Here is a 14,569-nt window from a genome sequence, read left to right as displayed (position 1 = left end):
TTTAGATATATGTCACAGGCTCATACAGCAGGTGGTGAAAATCACAATTACCTGAACCATGAAAAAGGCCTGTGGTCCTGGTTAACCACCGTAGACCACAAGCGTATTGGTTTGATGTATTTTATCGCCATTGCCCTTTTCTTCCTCGTAGGAGGAATTTTTGCTCTTCTGGTCAGGTTCGAACTCATTGCTCCGGGTAAAACCCTGGTAGATGCAGGAACCTACAATAAATTCATGACTTTACATGGGGCCATCATGGTCTTCATGGTAATTATCCCCGGAATTCCGGCTTTCTTGGGAAACTTTTTTCTTCCTATTATGGTCGGAGCAAAAGACGTTGCCTTTCCCCGACTCAACCTGACAAGCTGGTATGTTTTCATGCTGGGAGCTATCCTCGCTGTTCTTTCTCTTACCATGGGTGGAGTCGACACCGGCTGGACTTTCTACACTCCTTATAGTATCCGCACAAGCGGTGGAGTGGTGATTATGGTAGTGGGTGCATTTGTAATGGGGATGTCTTCTATCCTGACCGGCTTAAACTTCATTGTAACCGTTCATAAACTTCGGGCTCCCGGAATGACCATGATGAGGATTCCCCTATTCGTATGGGCTCTTTATTCTACCGCCATCATCCAGATGCTGGCTACACCGGTTTTAGGAATTACCCTTTTACTTCTTATTGCAGAGAGAGTTTTAGGAGTGGGAATCTTTGATCCGAAATTAGGTGGAGACCCGGTTCTCTTCCAGCACTTCTTCTGGTTCTATTCTCACCCGGCTGTGTATATCATGGTTTTACCTGCCATGGGTGTTATCAGTGAACTGGTGACTACTTTCTCCCGCAAAACAATTTTTGGTTATACGGCCATTGCTTATTCCAGCCTCGCGATTGCGGCAGTGAGTTTCTTCGTCTGGGGACACCACATGTTTGTAAGTAGCCAATCTGATTTTGCCGGGATCATGTTCTCTATTATCACTGTATTCGTAGGGGTTCCGACGGCTATCAAGGTTTTTAACTGGGTAGCTACTATGTACAAAGGTTCCGTCCGACTCGATTCCCCCATGCTTTATGCACTCGGTTTTCTCTTCCTCTTCAGTATCGGGGGGGTTACCGGGATTATGCTGGCAACCCTCGGTATGAACGTCCACTTCCATGATACTTATTTCGTAGTCGCTCACTTTCACTACGTGATGGTAGGAGGAGTGCTTATGGCTTTCATGGGAGGAATCTTCTACTGGTTTCCAAAAATGTTCGGTAAAATGTGCCATGAAGGAATGGCAAGAATTTCCTGGGCATTTATCTTCATTGGTTTTAACGTAACCTTCTTTCCCCAGTTCATTTTAGGAGCGATGGGAATGCCGAGAAGATATTATGACTATATCCCGGAATACCACTCTCTAAACCAGATTTCTACTATAGGATCCTGGATTATCGGCACCGGCTTCTTGATTGCCCTGATAGCTATGATTCACGCCCTGATAGCCGGAGAAAAAGCCAGCAAGAACCCCTGGGGTGGAAAAACTCTCGAATGGTATACCGATGGAGATCCTCTTCCTATACACGAAAACTTTAAAGAAATTCCAGTAATTACGGCAGGTCCTTATGAGTATCGCTAATCCAGAAAATACAACAGAAGCACCCGTTTTTCACCACGCTCATCACTTCCAAAGTGCTGAGCACCAGTATTCTTCTTCCAAACAGGGAATCTGGCTCTTCATGGTTACAGAAATTCTCATGTTTGGTGGCCTTTTTGTGGCTTACCTTATTTATCACAGTTTGTATCCGGAAATTTTTCATCATGCAAGCCAGCTTTTGAATGTGAAAATGGGAGCTGTCAATACAGTTGTTCTGATTACAAGTTCTCTGACAATGGCTCTTTCGATTTATTTCCTGCAAATAAACGATACAAAGAAGGCGGCTGCGAGTCTTGCCATTACCTTTGCCTGTGCCATGACTTTCATGGTGGTAAAATACTTCGAGTATTCCCATAAGATTCACATGGGAACCGTTCCCGGTAATTATGCCTATATCCTTGATAAAAATGGAGAAAGGGTAAAACCGAAAGTGGAAGCCCTGGTGGAACAATCTGCCGGAATGACCAACCGGGAACTGGAAGAAAAGCTTCATATGAACCGTACCGAACTGGATCACTACAAAGCCCTGATAAAACTTCAGACCTTCAATGGAGAAGAAAGCACCGGTAAAAACTGGCCTCTATTCTTCGGCTTCTATTTTGTAATGACCGGTCTGCATGGTATTCACGTTCTTATGGGTGCGGGTTTGATTTTCTGGTTACTTTTAAGAACGATTCGCGGAGACTTCAGTTCGGCTTATTATACTCCTGTTGAAGGTGTCGGGCTTTTCTGGCATATTGTAGACCTTATCTGGATCTACTTATTCCCATTACTTTATCTGGTAGGTTAATTTATGGCTAATCATAACAATCACGAAGAACACCACATCATTCCGATTCCCATTTATCTTATGACTTTCGGAGTTTTGATAATGGGTACTATCATTACCATTTTTGTAGCCGAGTTTGATTTTGGAAAATGGAACATGATCATTGCAATGCTGGTAGCTACTTTTAAAGCGAGTTTTGTAATGCTCTATTTCATGCACCTGAGGTATGACAGCAATATGAACCGGGTGATTTTTGGTTCCGGTTTTGCATTTTTGATTTTGCTCTTTGCCTTTACCCTCGTTGATATTATCACAAGGGTAAAACAGGTTACTTCTTTCTAAGCAAAAACTACTACTTCAAAATTCTACTCTTTGCAGAATGACTTCGATAATTATTTGGAGTCATTCTGTTTCAAACCTGATACGGGACTTTTAAACCCGACTCTTTTTTAAACCTAAAATGGCCGTTGACAAAGTCGATTAGATAAAGTATACAGGTAATATGTTACGCATCGGCTATGGTGAGGGCAATTTCGAGAACCTGAGAAAGGATAAATGTTTATTTATCGATAAGACCCATTTTATTCCTAAAATGGAACCGATAAAAAAGTTTTTCTTCATACGCCCACGACGCTTCGGCAAAAGCTTATGGCTGAGTCTTTTAAAGTCCTATTACGACATCAATGCAAAGGATAAATTTGATACACTCTTTGCAGATCTCTACATCCAGAAAAATCCAACAGAATTACGAAATACTTATCTAACACTTTACCTGAACTTTTCCGGGATTCGGGGAGATGATTTTAGTAAATTGCAAAAGAGTTTTGATTATAGTGTGAATTTGTATGTTGATTCGTTTATACAATCTTATAAAAAGTTTTTACCCCATGATTCATTAGAAAGGTACCGAGCTATTGTGGGTAATCTAACCGCCGCTGATATAGTTGGGTTTATATTAAATGAAGTGGAAAAGACATCTTATAAAATCTATGTTCTTATTGATGAATACGACCATTTTGTAAATACCCTGGTAGCAGAAGGAAGGGATGCGACTCCTCTTTTTATCTCGCGGGAGAGCGGTGGTGAACGTTCCGGCTTTGTCCGTCATTTTTATGAGAAGCTAAAAATCGGCAGCGATTCGGGGGTTATGGAAAGATTTTTCATGACGGGAGTCTCTCCTATTATGCTCGATGAATTGTCGAGTGGATTTAATATCATGACCAATATGACGACAGATAAACGGTTCAATGAGATGTTAGGTTTTTCTAGGGATGAAGTGAATTCCATTTTAGATAGAATTCCACCTGAGAAATATGAGTCGAACCCGAGAGAGCAGGTACTGTACGACCTTCAACATTATTACGACGGCTATTTGTTTTCTCCCGGTACAGATACAACTCTTTTCAACACCGATATGGTTTTGTATTTTGTTGAGAAATTTCAGAGTTATGGATACCCGGAAGAAATTCTGGATATGAATGTAAAGACGGATTATGAAAAGTTGCAGGGTCGGATTGTTGGTGTAAGCGGTAGAGAAGAGTTGCAGAGAACGATAGAAAACATAGTGAATGAAAACACCATACGCTTTAACCTGGTTGAGAGGTTTACTTTTAAACACCGATTCGGACATGAAGAATTAAATTCCCTGCTGTTTTATCTGGGGCTATTAACAAAATCAAAAAAACCTTTCACCTATGTTGTACCCAATCATGTAGTTCGTAAGCTTTTCTGGGAATACTTACAGATGTTTTTACGAATAGAAAAGAACATCGCTTTCGATTCAGTGCTATTACACGATACGATAGCCGACATGGCGGAAAGTGGAAAGATAGAAAAATTACATATCCTCATTTCGGAGTTTTATCAGAAGAAGTTATCCAATTATGATTTTTCGAATCATTCAGAGAAGCATGTAAAGTTTATGCTGGTCGCCTACTTCACTTTAAGTGGAATCTATAATATTATCTCGGAAAGAGAGCTTCCCGGCGGAAAACGAATCGACCTCTTATACGAAGGAAATCCCGCGTATGATGACTATATAAAGTATAATTATATTATGGAGTTAAAATATATTAATAAAGAAAAAGAGTCTCAAGGAAAGGAGATCCGTGAGAAAGCTATAGAACAGGTAAAAGAATACTATAACATTTACACGGAGAACTTCCAAAGAAAAAATAAGAAAACGAAAGCTCTTCTTATCATGGTAAAATATACCAAAGAAAGCGAATTAATTGAGATAGTTTAGACAGCCCGCATTCTTTTTGCTTGTTTAAAGAAACTCTTCGATAAGTCCTCGCACATCAATAAAAGAATGCAAGGCATTCAAATTTCCGCTGAGACCGATAAGTGTTCTATTGACAAAGATTAAGTCCGCCGGAACCTGAATGTTCACTAAAACGTAACCAGGCTAAGAATGAGGGGATACGATGAAAAGGAGTATGTCTGAAAAAAAATGCCTTGACATGACTTGGATATATTATATTTTAATACAAAAAGACTTAAATATTCGAAAAATAGCAAGGTGGCTCTTCATGTTAAAGGTAAAAACATTTTTTTTAATAGTGGTTTTGTATAGCTTATCATCCGTCCCGATTTACTCTCAGGACAAAAACCAATCACAGATTCGAGCAGAAAAGAAGGTTCAGATCGGTTTAATGGCTTTCAATAGGAATTTCTTTTCTTTTTTTGCATTTAACCTGAATTCAAAGTTTTCTGCTGGTGTGAGCCTCAGTGGCTCTCGCTCAAAAAAACACTTTGATGTGAATTCAACAGTTATTACAAACCCAATTGGAACGATAGGGATTTTTCAGAAGATTGAAAATAAGGATACTACATTCGGTCGTGCCGGTTTATTCCTAAGATGGTATCCTTTTGAGAATGGTTTTTTTATTTCTATGTCTACAGGTATCAGCAAATACTCAAAAAGATCTGAGAAACTTTCCTATACCTTCGATAATTCAATACCCATGACATATTTGAAATATACGAATAATCTTTCAAACCGCGTTGATGCAGGTTTGGGCTTAGGTTATCAACATATTTTCTCAAGTGGATTTTTTATTGATGCCGGTCTTGAGCCATTTATTATGAGCAAAACAAAGTCCAATATCTATATTACAGATTTATATTCATCTTCAAGCATAAACCCCCTTGTAAACTATTACACGACGAAGACTTCTTTGAGACGTGAGTTTCAAGATTCCAGCAGAGGTATTAATTTTCATTTTAATGTGGGTATTGCTTTCTGAGTATTCGTATCATAATGTGTTTAAAGAAACTCTTCAATAAGTCCTCGCACATCAATAAAAGAATGCAAGGCATTCAAATTTCCGCTGAGACCGATAAGTGTTCTATTGACAAAGATTAAGTCCGCCGGAACCTGAATGTCCATTAACTTCCAGGTATATTTTTCTTTTACACGAATTAAAGCCTTGAAAATATGTCTTTCTCCAGCAAAAGAAAATCCACCCTTACTAAATACAGGCTTCATTAGCTCTCCGTATTCCGAGGTAATCTCTTCTTCTATCGTCCTTCCATCGGCATGATAAATCCCAAGCTCTTTTAAAGCTTGCGGCATCTCGGATAATTCCTTATTTAGTAAATGTTGTAATATCTTTTTAAAACTGAGGACAAAATCTTCCGGGAGAACTTTGACACTACCGAAATCATACAATATAATCTGTCCATCCGACCTAAATGCAAAATTGCCAATATTCGGATCAGCGTGTAAAAATCTATGAACGAACATTTGTTCTATAAATGAACGGTAGAGATTTGTTCCCCAGAGATCCAGAAGCGACTGTTCAAAGTTTCCTTTTTGTATATCATGAATGTCATAGGCTTGAACAAACTCCGAACTCAACACTCTTTGTGATGAAGCCTCTTGAATCGGAAGCGGTACATACACTATATTGGAATTTTTATAAATAGAAGCAAATCGATTTTGATTTTTAAACTCCATCTGATAATCCAATTCATATAATAATTGTCTATTTAATTCCTCCCAAATACTTTCGATGTTTATTTTCAAAAAAGTAGAAAATAGAAGCTTAAATAATACTCTCAGATTCTTTAAATCACTCTTGATAATTTCATCAATTTGTGGATATTGGATTTTAATTGCAACTTCCCTTCCATCTTTTAAGGTCCCCCTGTGAACCTGCCCTATCGAAGCCGAAGCGAAAGGTTTTTCTTCAATAGTTGAAAAGATTTCCTTATAATCAGGAAAGTCTTCCTTTAAAACAGTTTCCATAGTAGAGAAAGGTAAAGGTGGAGCTTCTTTTTGTAAAAGCTGGATAACCTGTAAAAGTTCCGGTGGCATGAGACCTTCCTGAAGGGAAAGCATCTGCCCGATTTTCATGGCACCACCTTTCAACTTCCCCAGTGTTTCGAGAATTTTTTGTCCATTATTGAACCAAAATTCAGCATTACGTTGTGCTTTCTTCACCTCACTACTGAAAAGGTTTAAGGTTCCATTACCGAGGATGGAAAAACCAACATTGCTTACCATCCCCCCTATTTTCATAAAACGTGAAAACGCCGATGTTATAAGAGTATCTTCCGAATGGCTCATAATCTACCAAAATGTTTTTAATAAAATATGTAAAGAATTAAATACCCAAAGATGAACTTACAGCGTATCTTAAAATAAGCTTATATACTAAAGAAAAGCAAGCAGCAAGAGCCTGGCATCATTTATGGGTGATTTTTCTTTCTCTTTCGTATTTCTTTTGCCCGACTACGATTCACTTCTATTAATTCTTTTTGAAAACCTTTTACGAGTTCGTCCGAATCTTTATTGATCCTGTCAATCATTCTATCCGGTAACAAATACCATCTTCCGGAAGAACTGACCAGAACTTCTCCCTGTGCGCTTTTGAGTGTAGCCCTGGTGTAAAGTCTTCTTTTTCGTACGGTAGTAATCCAGGCATGAACTTCTACTACTTCCTCAAGCGGAGTCGCTTTATGGTAGCGCAGATAAAGCTGGTCGGTCATAACTATGTGACCGATGTGGTGGGCTAAAACCCCCTGGGCTTCATCCAATAGCGCGGCTATCGCACCACCATGAACGAGACGCCTTTTTCCGGGTGCCCCCTTTTCATGGCCGAGAAAGTTATGGGTAAACTTTACTTCTCCATTTTCCTCATCAAATAAAATACTGGCTTTCAAGCTCGCAAAATTTTCACGTCCGCATACATAGCAGTCATCGGGGTGAAGGTCGGGAGCAATTCGGCTTGGCTTCACAATGTCTTTTTTTTCCATGTCACTAAGGATCTTCTACAAGGAATCTTCTCATCCTTACAGTCCTTTTCTGATTTTACGTTTACAAAATCAGGCTATTTTTTATCATACCGATAATTTTTATGCCTGCCCTTTATTATCTGAACTCACTTTTTGAATACGAAATCGCCCATTTTCCGAATCTGTATCAACCTTCAAAACTCGAAATAAACTACGCTTCTGCCTTATCTCATCTTTTCTGGCTACTTTCTTCCCCGGAAGATCAAGTCTTTTTACCCTATCAGGTAGATGAAAGCCTTGCATCCGAATGGAAAAAGAAAGGCCTGCAATTCGGAGAAGTTTACGCAGGAAGTTTTCAGCCGGACTCTCTTATTCTCTGGGGACAAAACTTGAATTGGAAGCAGAACCGCTGGGAACATTCAAAGGAAAAAACAGAGTCTGCAAGGCTCTATAATTCCAAGTTCCGACAGGCGAAATATAAGCTCAACTTGCAAATACCCGGAATTCTTCCTATTTTTCATACGGAGATGCTTAAAGACGAACTTTTATATGTGCAAAAAAAGGAATTTAGCTTTTCCGGGAAAGGAAATCGATTACGGAAAGGTTCGGATTGGAAGAAGGAAAATCCCGAGACAGATTCTGTGTGGGAAGAATGGAGAGAGCACAGAACTCTGGATTTCAGCTGTATTGCTGAAAAAAAAGGTTCGGATATGCAGATTCTGGGATACACCCGGATGTTAAATTCTCCGAGAGGAACTTACAGGGGAGCGATTCTTTCCTCTCCGGAGAGTCTTCGTATACCGGCTAACTATTCCGAACAGGTTGAAAAATTCATTTTCGGGTTTGCGAAAAGCTATGAAGGTCCCTTTTCTGTGGATAGTTTCTGGTTTCAGGATGAAAGGGAAGAAAATTTACAATATATCAGTGAAGTGAATTTTCGTTATTCCATGGGGAGAATCCTTTTAAAACTACAGGAAAAATTAAAAGAAGATTCCTCGGCAATTCTCCTATTAAACCCTGAAGAGGCCCGGGAACTCGAGAAAACTTTTTCTCTTTTACAGGTATGTCCATTTTTTCAAATCTCCCGTGTAAAAACCGCTTATTTTTTTATAGGCCTAAAAAAACATGGTGAAATTCAGCTCCTTCAAAACTTAAAGAATTTGTCCTATAATAGCTGAAGTTATAGTCTAAAGGGAAATATGAAACTGGACATCCAAACCTTAAAAACTCCCCTGAATAAAAGTTCCAAACATGGATTGGAAAGAGAAGCTCTAAGGATTGATTCGGAAGGAAATATCTCACGAAAAAAACATCCTCTGCTTCTTGGTTCGGCACTGAAAAATCCCTGCATTAAAACAGATTTCTCGGAGGCACAGATTGAGTATGTCACAAAACCTTATCCTTCTATAGAGGAAACTCTTTCGGTTTTGGATGATTTGCATCACTTTACCGGTAAGCGACTCGAAGAAGAAACGCTCTGGCCTTTCAGTATGCCCTCTATTTTACCTGAAGATGAAAACGATATTCCTCTTGCTTATTATGGAACAACTCAAGAAGCCCAGAAGAAGACGGTTTATCGAAGGGGACTCGGATATCGATACGGAAGAAAAATGCAGACTATTTCCGGGGTTCATTATAATTTTTCTTTTTCGGATGAGCTTTTAGAAGAAGCTTCACAAAAACGATATGGACAAGTCTTGAGTAAAGAATCTCGATCTGAACTATACTTTGGTTTGATTCGGAATTTTAACCGCTTATCCCCTCTTCTTATTTATTTGTTTGGTGCCTCACCTGTGGTCGATCATTCTTTTGTGAACGAGCCTCAACTGTTGCAGGAACTATTTCCGAATACATTCGGTTTTCCTTATGCAACTTCTCTACGATTAAGTAGAATTGGCTACACTTCAGAAAATCAGGATTCTCTACACATTTCTATGAACTCCCTTCCTGAGTATATTCGAGATTTGAGAAGTGCTATTCAAACAGTATATCCTCCTTTCCTGAAATACTCGATGACTCCGGGAAATCAATTAAATCCGAATTATCTGCAATTGGAAAACGAGTTTTACGCCATCCTTAGACCCAAACAAACACCGGGGGAAGGAGAAACTCCTCTTGAAGCCCTTGAAAAACGTGGTATTGATTATATAGAAGTGCGTTGCCTGGATATAGACCCTTTTGTTACCAATGGAGTGAGTAAAGACAGTCTTCTTTTTACCCACATGTTCCTTATATATAATCTCTTAGAAGCAGCTCCGGAACTATCGGTTTTCGAGAAAAATCAACTTATCGATAACCAGAGAAAAGTGGCTGAAAATGGTAGGAAGCCCGGTATTAAGATTTCTTATTATAACAAAGAATATTCAGTGACAGAACTTGGACTTTTTATTGCAGATGAGCTTTCATCTATTGCAAAAATATTAGATAAGGAAAGAGGTGGGACTGAATATTCCTTATGCTTACAAAGACAAAAAGAAAAATTCTTAAATCCTGCACTCTGTCCTTCTGCTAAATTGTTACAGGTATTGGAATATTCAAAACAAAGTTTTATTTCATACGGACTGGAACTGAGTTCTAAAAATTACTCCTACTTTCTCTCGAAATCTTTAAGCTCCTGTACAGAGAAATCCCTGGAATGTATTGCAAATAAATCCTTATTTGAGCAGAGAGTGGAAGAGTCAAAAGAAAGTTCGGAATATGTAGAAATTCCAATATATGTTTGCAATGTCTGAATATATTTTAGAAGCTTATGCTGATCTCGAAATATCTACCCAGATAGTTATCCGGGAAGCCCTTGCCAGGAAAATTCGGGTAGAAATTCTCGACCGTAAGGAGAATTTTATTCGCCTGAGTAAAGATAGAAAAACAGAGTATGTAAAGGAAGCCAGTAAGACCTCTCTTGATAGCTACATTTCTTTTCTTATCATGGAAAATAAATCTGTTTCCAAGTTAGTATTGGCAGAAGGAGGGATTTCGGTTCCAAGTGGAAAAAGTTATGATACGATTTCCAATGCCCTTGAAGATTATTCTCTTTATCAATCCAAAAAAGTAGCTATAAAACCTGTCACTACAAATTTTGGAACCGGTGTTTTTATTAAAGAAGAAAATAGCAATTTTGAAAATTTCAAATACTATGTAGAAACGGCATTTTCTTATTCTTCCTCTATTATCATTGAAGATTTTATCCGTGGCGAGGAGTATCGCTTTTTGGTGCTGGGAGAAGAATGTGTGGCGGTTTGTAAGCGTGTACCTGCCAATGTAAAGGGAGATGGAAAATCCAATATCATAGAACTAATAGACAAGAAAAATCAGGATCCGAGAAGAGGAAAAGGACATGTGACTCCTCTTGAAAAGATTCAACTGGGTGAAGTGGAAATGGAAAATTTAATTTCCCTCGGCTACTGTGCTTCTTCTATTCCGGAAGATGGAGAAACCATTTTTCTCAGGAAAAATTCAAATATAAGTACGGGAGGAGATTCTATAGATTTCACTGATGAGATGCATCCTTCTTATAAAGAGATAGCAATAAAGGCTAGCAGGCTGGTTTCTGCAAAAATTTGTGGAGTAGACATTATTATTGAGAACATAGATGAAAAGGCAAGTCCGTTAAATCATGGAATTCTCGAAGTGAACTTTAATCCCGTCTTATATATCCATGAATATCCTTATATAGGAAAGTCCAGGGGGATAGGAAAAAAAATTCTGGATTTATTAGGATTTTAAGAGCTTGGTTAAAAAGTTGCAGGTAAGCGAGTCTGTTTAAGCGTCCAGCTCGGAGTTTTCTTTTTTTAATTCCTGAATAGCCAAATCACTTTGTTTATCATGGATTATTCCAAGAAAGACAAGTAAGCCTTTAGGAAGTTTATAAATAATCTTGAAACTTTTCATGTAATGATAATAGCGGTATTCAATTTTTTCATCTTCAAAACCCTCTGCTTTAATCAGTGGAAACGAACGAGGATGTTTTTCTACTTTTTCTATCGCAGGGAGTATTCCATCAGCAAATTTATCTGCGTTCTGTAATGAATCTTTCTTTATATAGTTATAAATATCCTTTACATACTGAAAAAATTTCCTACCAATTATAGTTTTTCTTTCATTGTCATCTGCCACTCAGTATACTCCTTTTTAAATTCTTGCTTTGTCATCATTTCTGAAGATTCGCAATCCTTTATCCATGTCAAAAAATCATTTTTTCTCATGGATTCACTAAAATAAACCTCTGAAGGTGTCTTAGCTGATTCTTCTGTATCTTCTAATGGCTTGAGAATTTGGTATAGATTTTGTAGAATGTCTTTTTCTTCTAAAAATAAGATTAGCCTTATTATTTCTAATTTTAGTTCCTGTGTTTCCATATAATAACTCTGTATATAACCTTTCTTATTGTTTAAAAAAAGCAATAGAAAAAAAGTTGAACCAGAAAAAATAGGATTTTTAAACATCCGGCTCCTATGCGATTTATAGAAAACATGACGGTAGTTTATACTAGGAAAAAATTCTGGATTTATTAGGATTTTAAGAGCTTCTTATTTTCTTTCAATTCCTAATATAGTTATATCATCTTTTCGAAATTTCTGTTTTCGGAACTCTCGTTCTCTGTGCATAAGTTCTATCACTACTTCCTGTATAGATTTTCGGTGTAAGGCAATTACGGTTTCCAGAATATTATCTTCTCCAAACATTTCATTTTCTGCATTAAGGCTTTCGGATAGACCATCTGAAAATAAATAAATTCGATCTCCGGAATGAAAAGGAAAGGAGATATCTGTTATATTTGGTTCTTTTAAAAAACCCAAAATCGGGCCTGTCCTATTGAGCCACTCCTGTTTTAGATTCGAATAGAGTAAAAGTTGTTCCGGGTGCCCGGCAGAGGCGTATTGTATTTCATTTTTCTGAGTATCTATATCTATAACAATGCAGGGAAAGTAGGTTTGCAAGGCTTCGTATTTATTTAGAAATCGTTCATTCAATTCCTTCAAAACGAAAGAAGGTTTTTCATCGTATCGCTTAATCTCTTCGTATTCACTTTTTATGGCAATGGTGATGAGGGAAGCCTGAATTCCATGACCGATAACATCACAAAGCATGAGTCTGGTAAGAGAATCTGAAATGGAATAAATATCAAATATATCTCCGCCGACTTCATCGAGAGGATTAAATTCATAATAGTAATCAAGATGAGACAGCCTGGTGTTTTTATGAGGTAATATTTTATCCTGAATTTTTTTTGCTATTGATAGATCTCTTTTCATTTGTTCTATAGAATTATTTAATTCTCTCGTTCTTTCTTTTACCTGGTATTCAAGGTTTTCATTGATTTGTTTGAGTTCTTCTCTTGCCTTATGTGTTTCGCGACTATAGATAGCCTTGGTGAAAATTTCCGATAAGGAACTTAAAAAATTGATTTCATCCTGTGTCCAACTTTTGTTTACTTCTGTTCTGGAAACAGATATAAACCCGTATAAATTCTTTCCCATACGTATCGGTGTATCCAGGCTGGCAATGGTTTTGGCTATTTTTTCAGGGTCATTTCGAAATTCCAGCATGGCCGGATGTAAAAGAGCATCATTTGCTACAATAGCTCCTTTCTCCAGATAAGCGAAGTAGCGGGGATACTCTGAGCGTTTTAAACTTTCCATTCCACTATGTGCTTTTTTATGCACATCATAAAAGTCGATACAATAAAACTTTTCTGAGTATTCCAGTAACCAGATAGATACAGTATGAACATTTAAAACCTTACTTACGGATTCAGAGATAATATTGGCGGCTAATTCTATATTACCCGATTCTATAGAATTACTGGTTGCGATTTCAGCGAGAATATTATTTTGTTCTTTAAGGGAATCATTTTTTGATTGGATCTTATGGGCGTATGAACGTATATCATCCAGCATGGAATTAAAAGCATCAGCCAAAATTTGAAATTCATCTCTTGACTTCATATAAAAGTGAAGATCAAAATTGTGCTCTTTTAATTTCTCCGCTTTATCACTCAGGATTTTTATAGGCTGACTTATCTTGTAGGCAATAAAGTAAGAAAGGGCGAGAGACAGAATAAATGCAGCAATTACAAATTTTATACTAAAGAAAAGAATTCTATCCAACTCAGATTCAATAATAGATGAATCCAAATCAATACTGAGTATGGCCACTTGTTTTTCACCATCCTGTAGAGGACAAAAAGAACTGATAAAAATACTTTTCTTATTATCCTTCCTAATATGGCTTATGGTATGCATGTTATATTCGTAGGTATCTAAAATTTCAAGAGAATTCACAGACCAAAATTCTCCAAGAGAGTGCTTACTTTCCATTTTGTCGGGATCTACTTCCCTGGCCTCAGCTATAATTTGAAAAACACGCCTGTCCTTAGACATTGGTGTTTCAATTAAAATAGAGACATTAGAAAAGGGCATTTTTTTTATATCCATTTCCTTGCTTTTATACCTGGAGGCTTCCTGGATTTCTAAAAGGGTGTCTCTAAGACTTTTATAGGCCGGAGAGTTCATAAGCCCTTTAGCTACATTCTCTCTCAATATGCGGATACGACTTCCCGGTTTTAACCTATTTGCACTATCTGACATTTGATTGACTGAAAGGGATTGGATTTTTTGTTTCAGTGTAAGGATATGTTCCAGTTCTTTTTTGTGAAATAGGAAAGAACCGAGACGACAGACTTCTGATACCTTTTCTTGTTTTTGCAGGATAAGGGTTTCCCGTGTCAGACCATAAAAATACCAGCTACTGATTCCGGCGAGGAAAAGTGCCAGTAAGGAAATGGCAAATCCTATTTTAACGAAAAAGGGCAGACGCATCTTTCTATCAGGATAGCTTTTATCTTCTTACCTTCAACAAATAAATAGACCTGTATGCAAAAAACGGATTTTTTTCGGGAATAAAAAATTTTGCTTTCCTTTATCGATA

At 37.6% G+C, this 14,569-nt stretch carries 13 protein-coding genes; 8 read left to right on the top strand and 5 right to left on the bottom strand.

Translation table 11 applies throughout. From position 1 onward, the window contains the following. Positions 1-9: 9 nt before the first annotated feature. The 5 genes from ctaD (at position 10) to H7A25_04745 (ending at position 5,649) form a co-directional block, all read left to right on the top strand. On the top strand, positions 10-1,614 hold the full coding sequence (gene ctaD / locus H7A25_04765) for a cytochrome c oxidase subunit I (GenBank protein ID MCP5499189.1): 1,605 nt from the start codon (positions 10-12) through the stop codon (positions 1,612-1,614). Then, complete coding sequence (locus H7A25_04760; protein MCP5499188.1) at positions 1,601-2,422, top strand: cytochrome c oxidase subunit 3 family protein; 822 nt, start codon at positions 1,601-1,603, stop codon at positions 2,420-2,422. Before ctaD ends, H7A25_04760 begins: the two co-directional genes overlap by 14 nt. Before the next feature lie 3 nt (positions 2,423-2,425). Further along, positions 2,426-2,743 (top strand): cytochrome C oxidase subunit IV family protein, encoded by a 318-nt coding sequence (locus tag H7A25_04755; GenBank protein ID MCP5499187.1) that lies wholly within the window; start codon positions 2,426-2,428, stop codon positions 2,741-2,743. Between the two features lie 160 nt (positions 2,744-2,903). Next, positions 2,904-4,646: an AAA family ATPase gene (locus H7A25_04750; protein MCP5499186.1), complete on the top strand. Its 1,743-nt coding sequence runs from the start codon at positions 2,904-2,906 to the stop codon at positions 4,644-4,646. 193 nt (positions 4,647-4,839) lie between these two features. Further along, complete coding sequence (locus tag H7A25_04745) at positions 4,840-5,649, top strand: hypothetical protein (protein ID MCP5499185.1); 810 nt, start codon at positions 4,840-4,842, stop codon at positions 5,647-5,649. Between the two features lie 20 nt (positions 5,650-5,669). Here H7A25_04745 and H7A25_04740 read toward each other — a convergent pair whose 3' ends face one another. Together H7A25_04740 and H7A25_04735 are read right to left on the bottom strand one after the other, a co-directional pair. Next, entirely contained in the window at positions 5,670-6,974 is a 1,305-nt protein-coding gene (locus tag H7A25_04740; protein MCP5499184.1) for an AarF/ABC1/UbiB kinase family protein, read from the bottom strand. Between the two features lie 122 nt (positions 6,975-7,096). Further along, positions 7,097-7,663: a PaaI family thioesterase gene (locus H7A25_04735; protein MCP5499183.1), complete on the bottom strand. Its 567-nt coding sequence runs from the start codon at positions 7,661-7,663 to the stop codon at positions 7,097-7,099. A 101-nt stretch (positions 7,664-7,764) separates the two neighbouring features. Between H7A25_04735 and H7A25_04730 the strand changes: the two genes are divergently transcribed. Genes H7A25_04730 through gshAB form a run of 3 tightly spaced genes read left to right on the top strand, consistent with a single transcriptional unit; the run spans position 7,765 to position 11,365 of the window. Further along, the gene (locus H7A25_04730; GenBank protein ID MCP5499182.1) at positions 7,765-8,820 is read left to right on the top strand and encodes a hypothetical protein; all 1,056 of its coding nucleotides are present in this window, start codon (positions 7,765-7,767) and stop codon (positions 8,818-8,820) included. Positions 8,821-8,841: 21 nt separating this feature from the next. After that, complete coding sequence (gene gshA / locus H7A25_04725) at positions 8,842-10,374, top strand: glutamate--cysteine ligase (GenBank protein MCP5499181.1); 1,533 nt, start codon at positions 8,842-8,844, stop codon at positions 10,372-10,374. Then, a complete protein-coding gene (gene gshAB / locus H7A25_04720) occupies positions 10,367-11,365 on the top strand; it encodes a bifunctional glutamate--cysteine ligase GshA/glutathione synthetase GshB (GenBank protein MCP5499180.1) in 999 nt (332 codons plus the stop codon). Before gshA ends, gshAB begins: the two co-directional genes overlap by 8 nt. Before the next feature lie 36 nt (positions 11,366-11,401). Here the strand turns inward: gshAB and H7A25_04715 are convergent, their stop codons facing one another. The 3 genes from H7A25_04715 to H7A25_04705 form a co-directional block, all read right to left on the bottom strand. Continuing rightward, positions 11,402-11,755, bottom strand: coding sequence for a type II toxin-antitoxin system RelE/ParE family toxin (locus tag H7A25_04715; GenBank protein MCP5499179.1), 354 nt, complete (start codon positions 11,753-11,755; stop codon positions 11,402-11,404). Further along, entirely contained in the window at positions 11,725-11,997 is a 273-nt protein-coding gene (locus H7A25_04710) for a hypothetical protein (protein ID MCP5499178.1), read from the bottom strand. Before H7A25_04710 ends, H7A25_04715 begins: the two co-directional genes overlap by 31 nt. Positions 11,998-12,168: 171 nt before the next feature. After that, positions 12,169-14,460, bottom strand: coding sequence for a SpoIIE family protein phosphatase (locus H7A25_04705; GenBank protein MCP5499177.1), 2,292 nt, complete (start codon positions 14,458-14,460; stop codon positions 12,169-12,171). Between the last annotated feature and the right edge of the window lie 109 nt (positions 14,461-14,569).

The sequence above is a fragment of the Leptospiraceae bacterium genome (assembly GCA_024233835.1).
Lineage (GTDB): Bacteria > Spirochaetota > Leptospiria > Leptospirales > Leptospiraceae > JACKPC01.
This window is presented reverse-complemented; position numbering and strand designations above follow the sequence as displayed.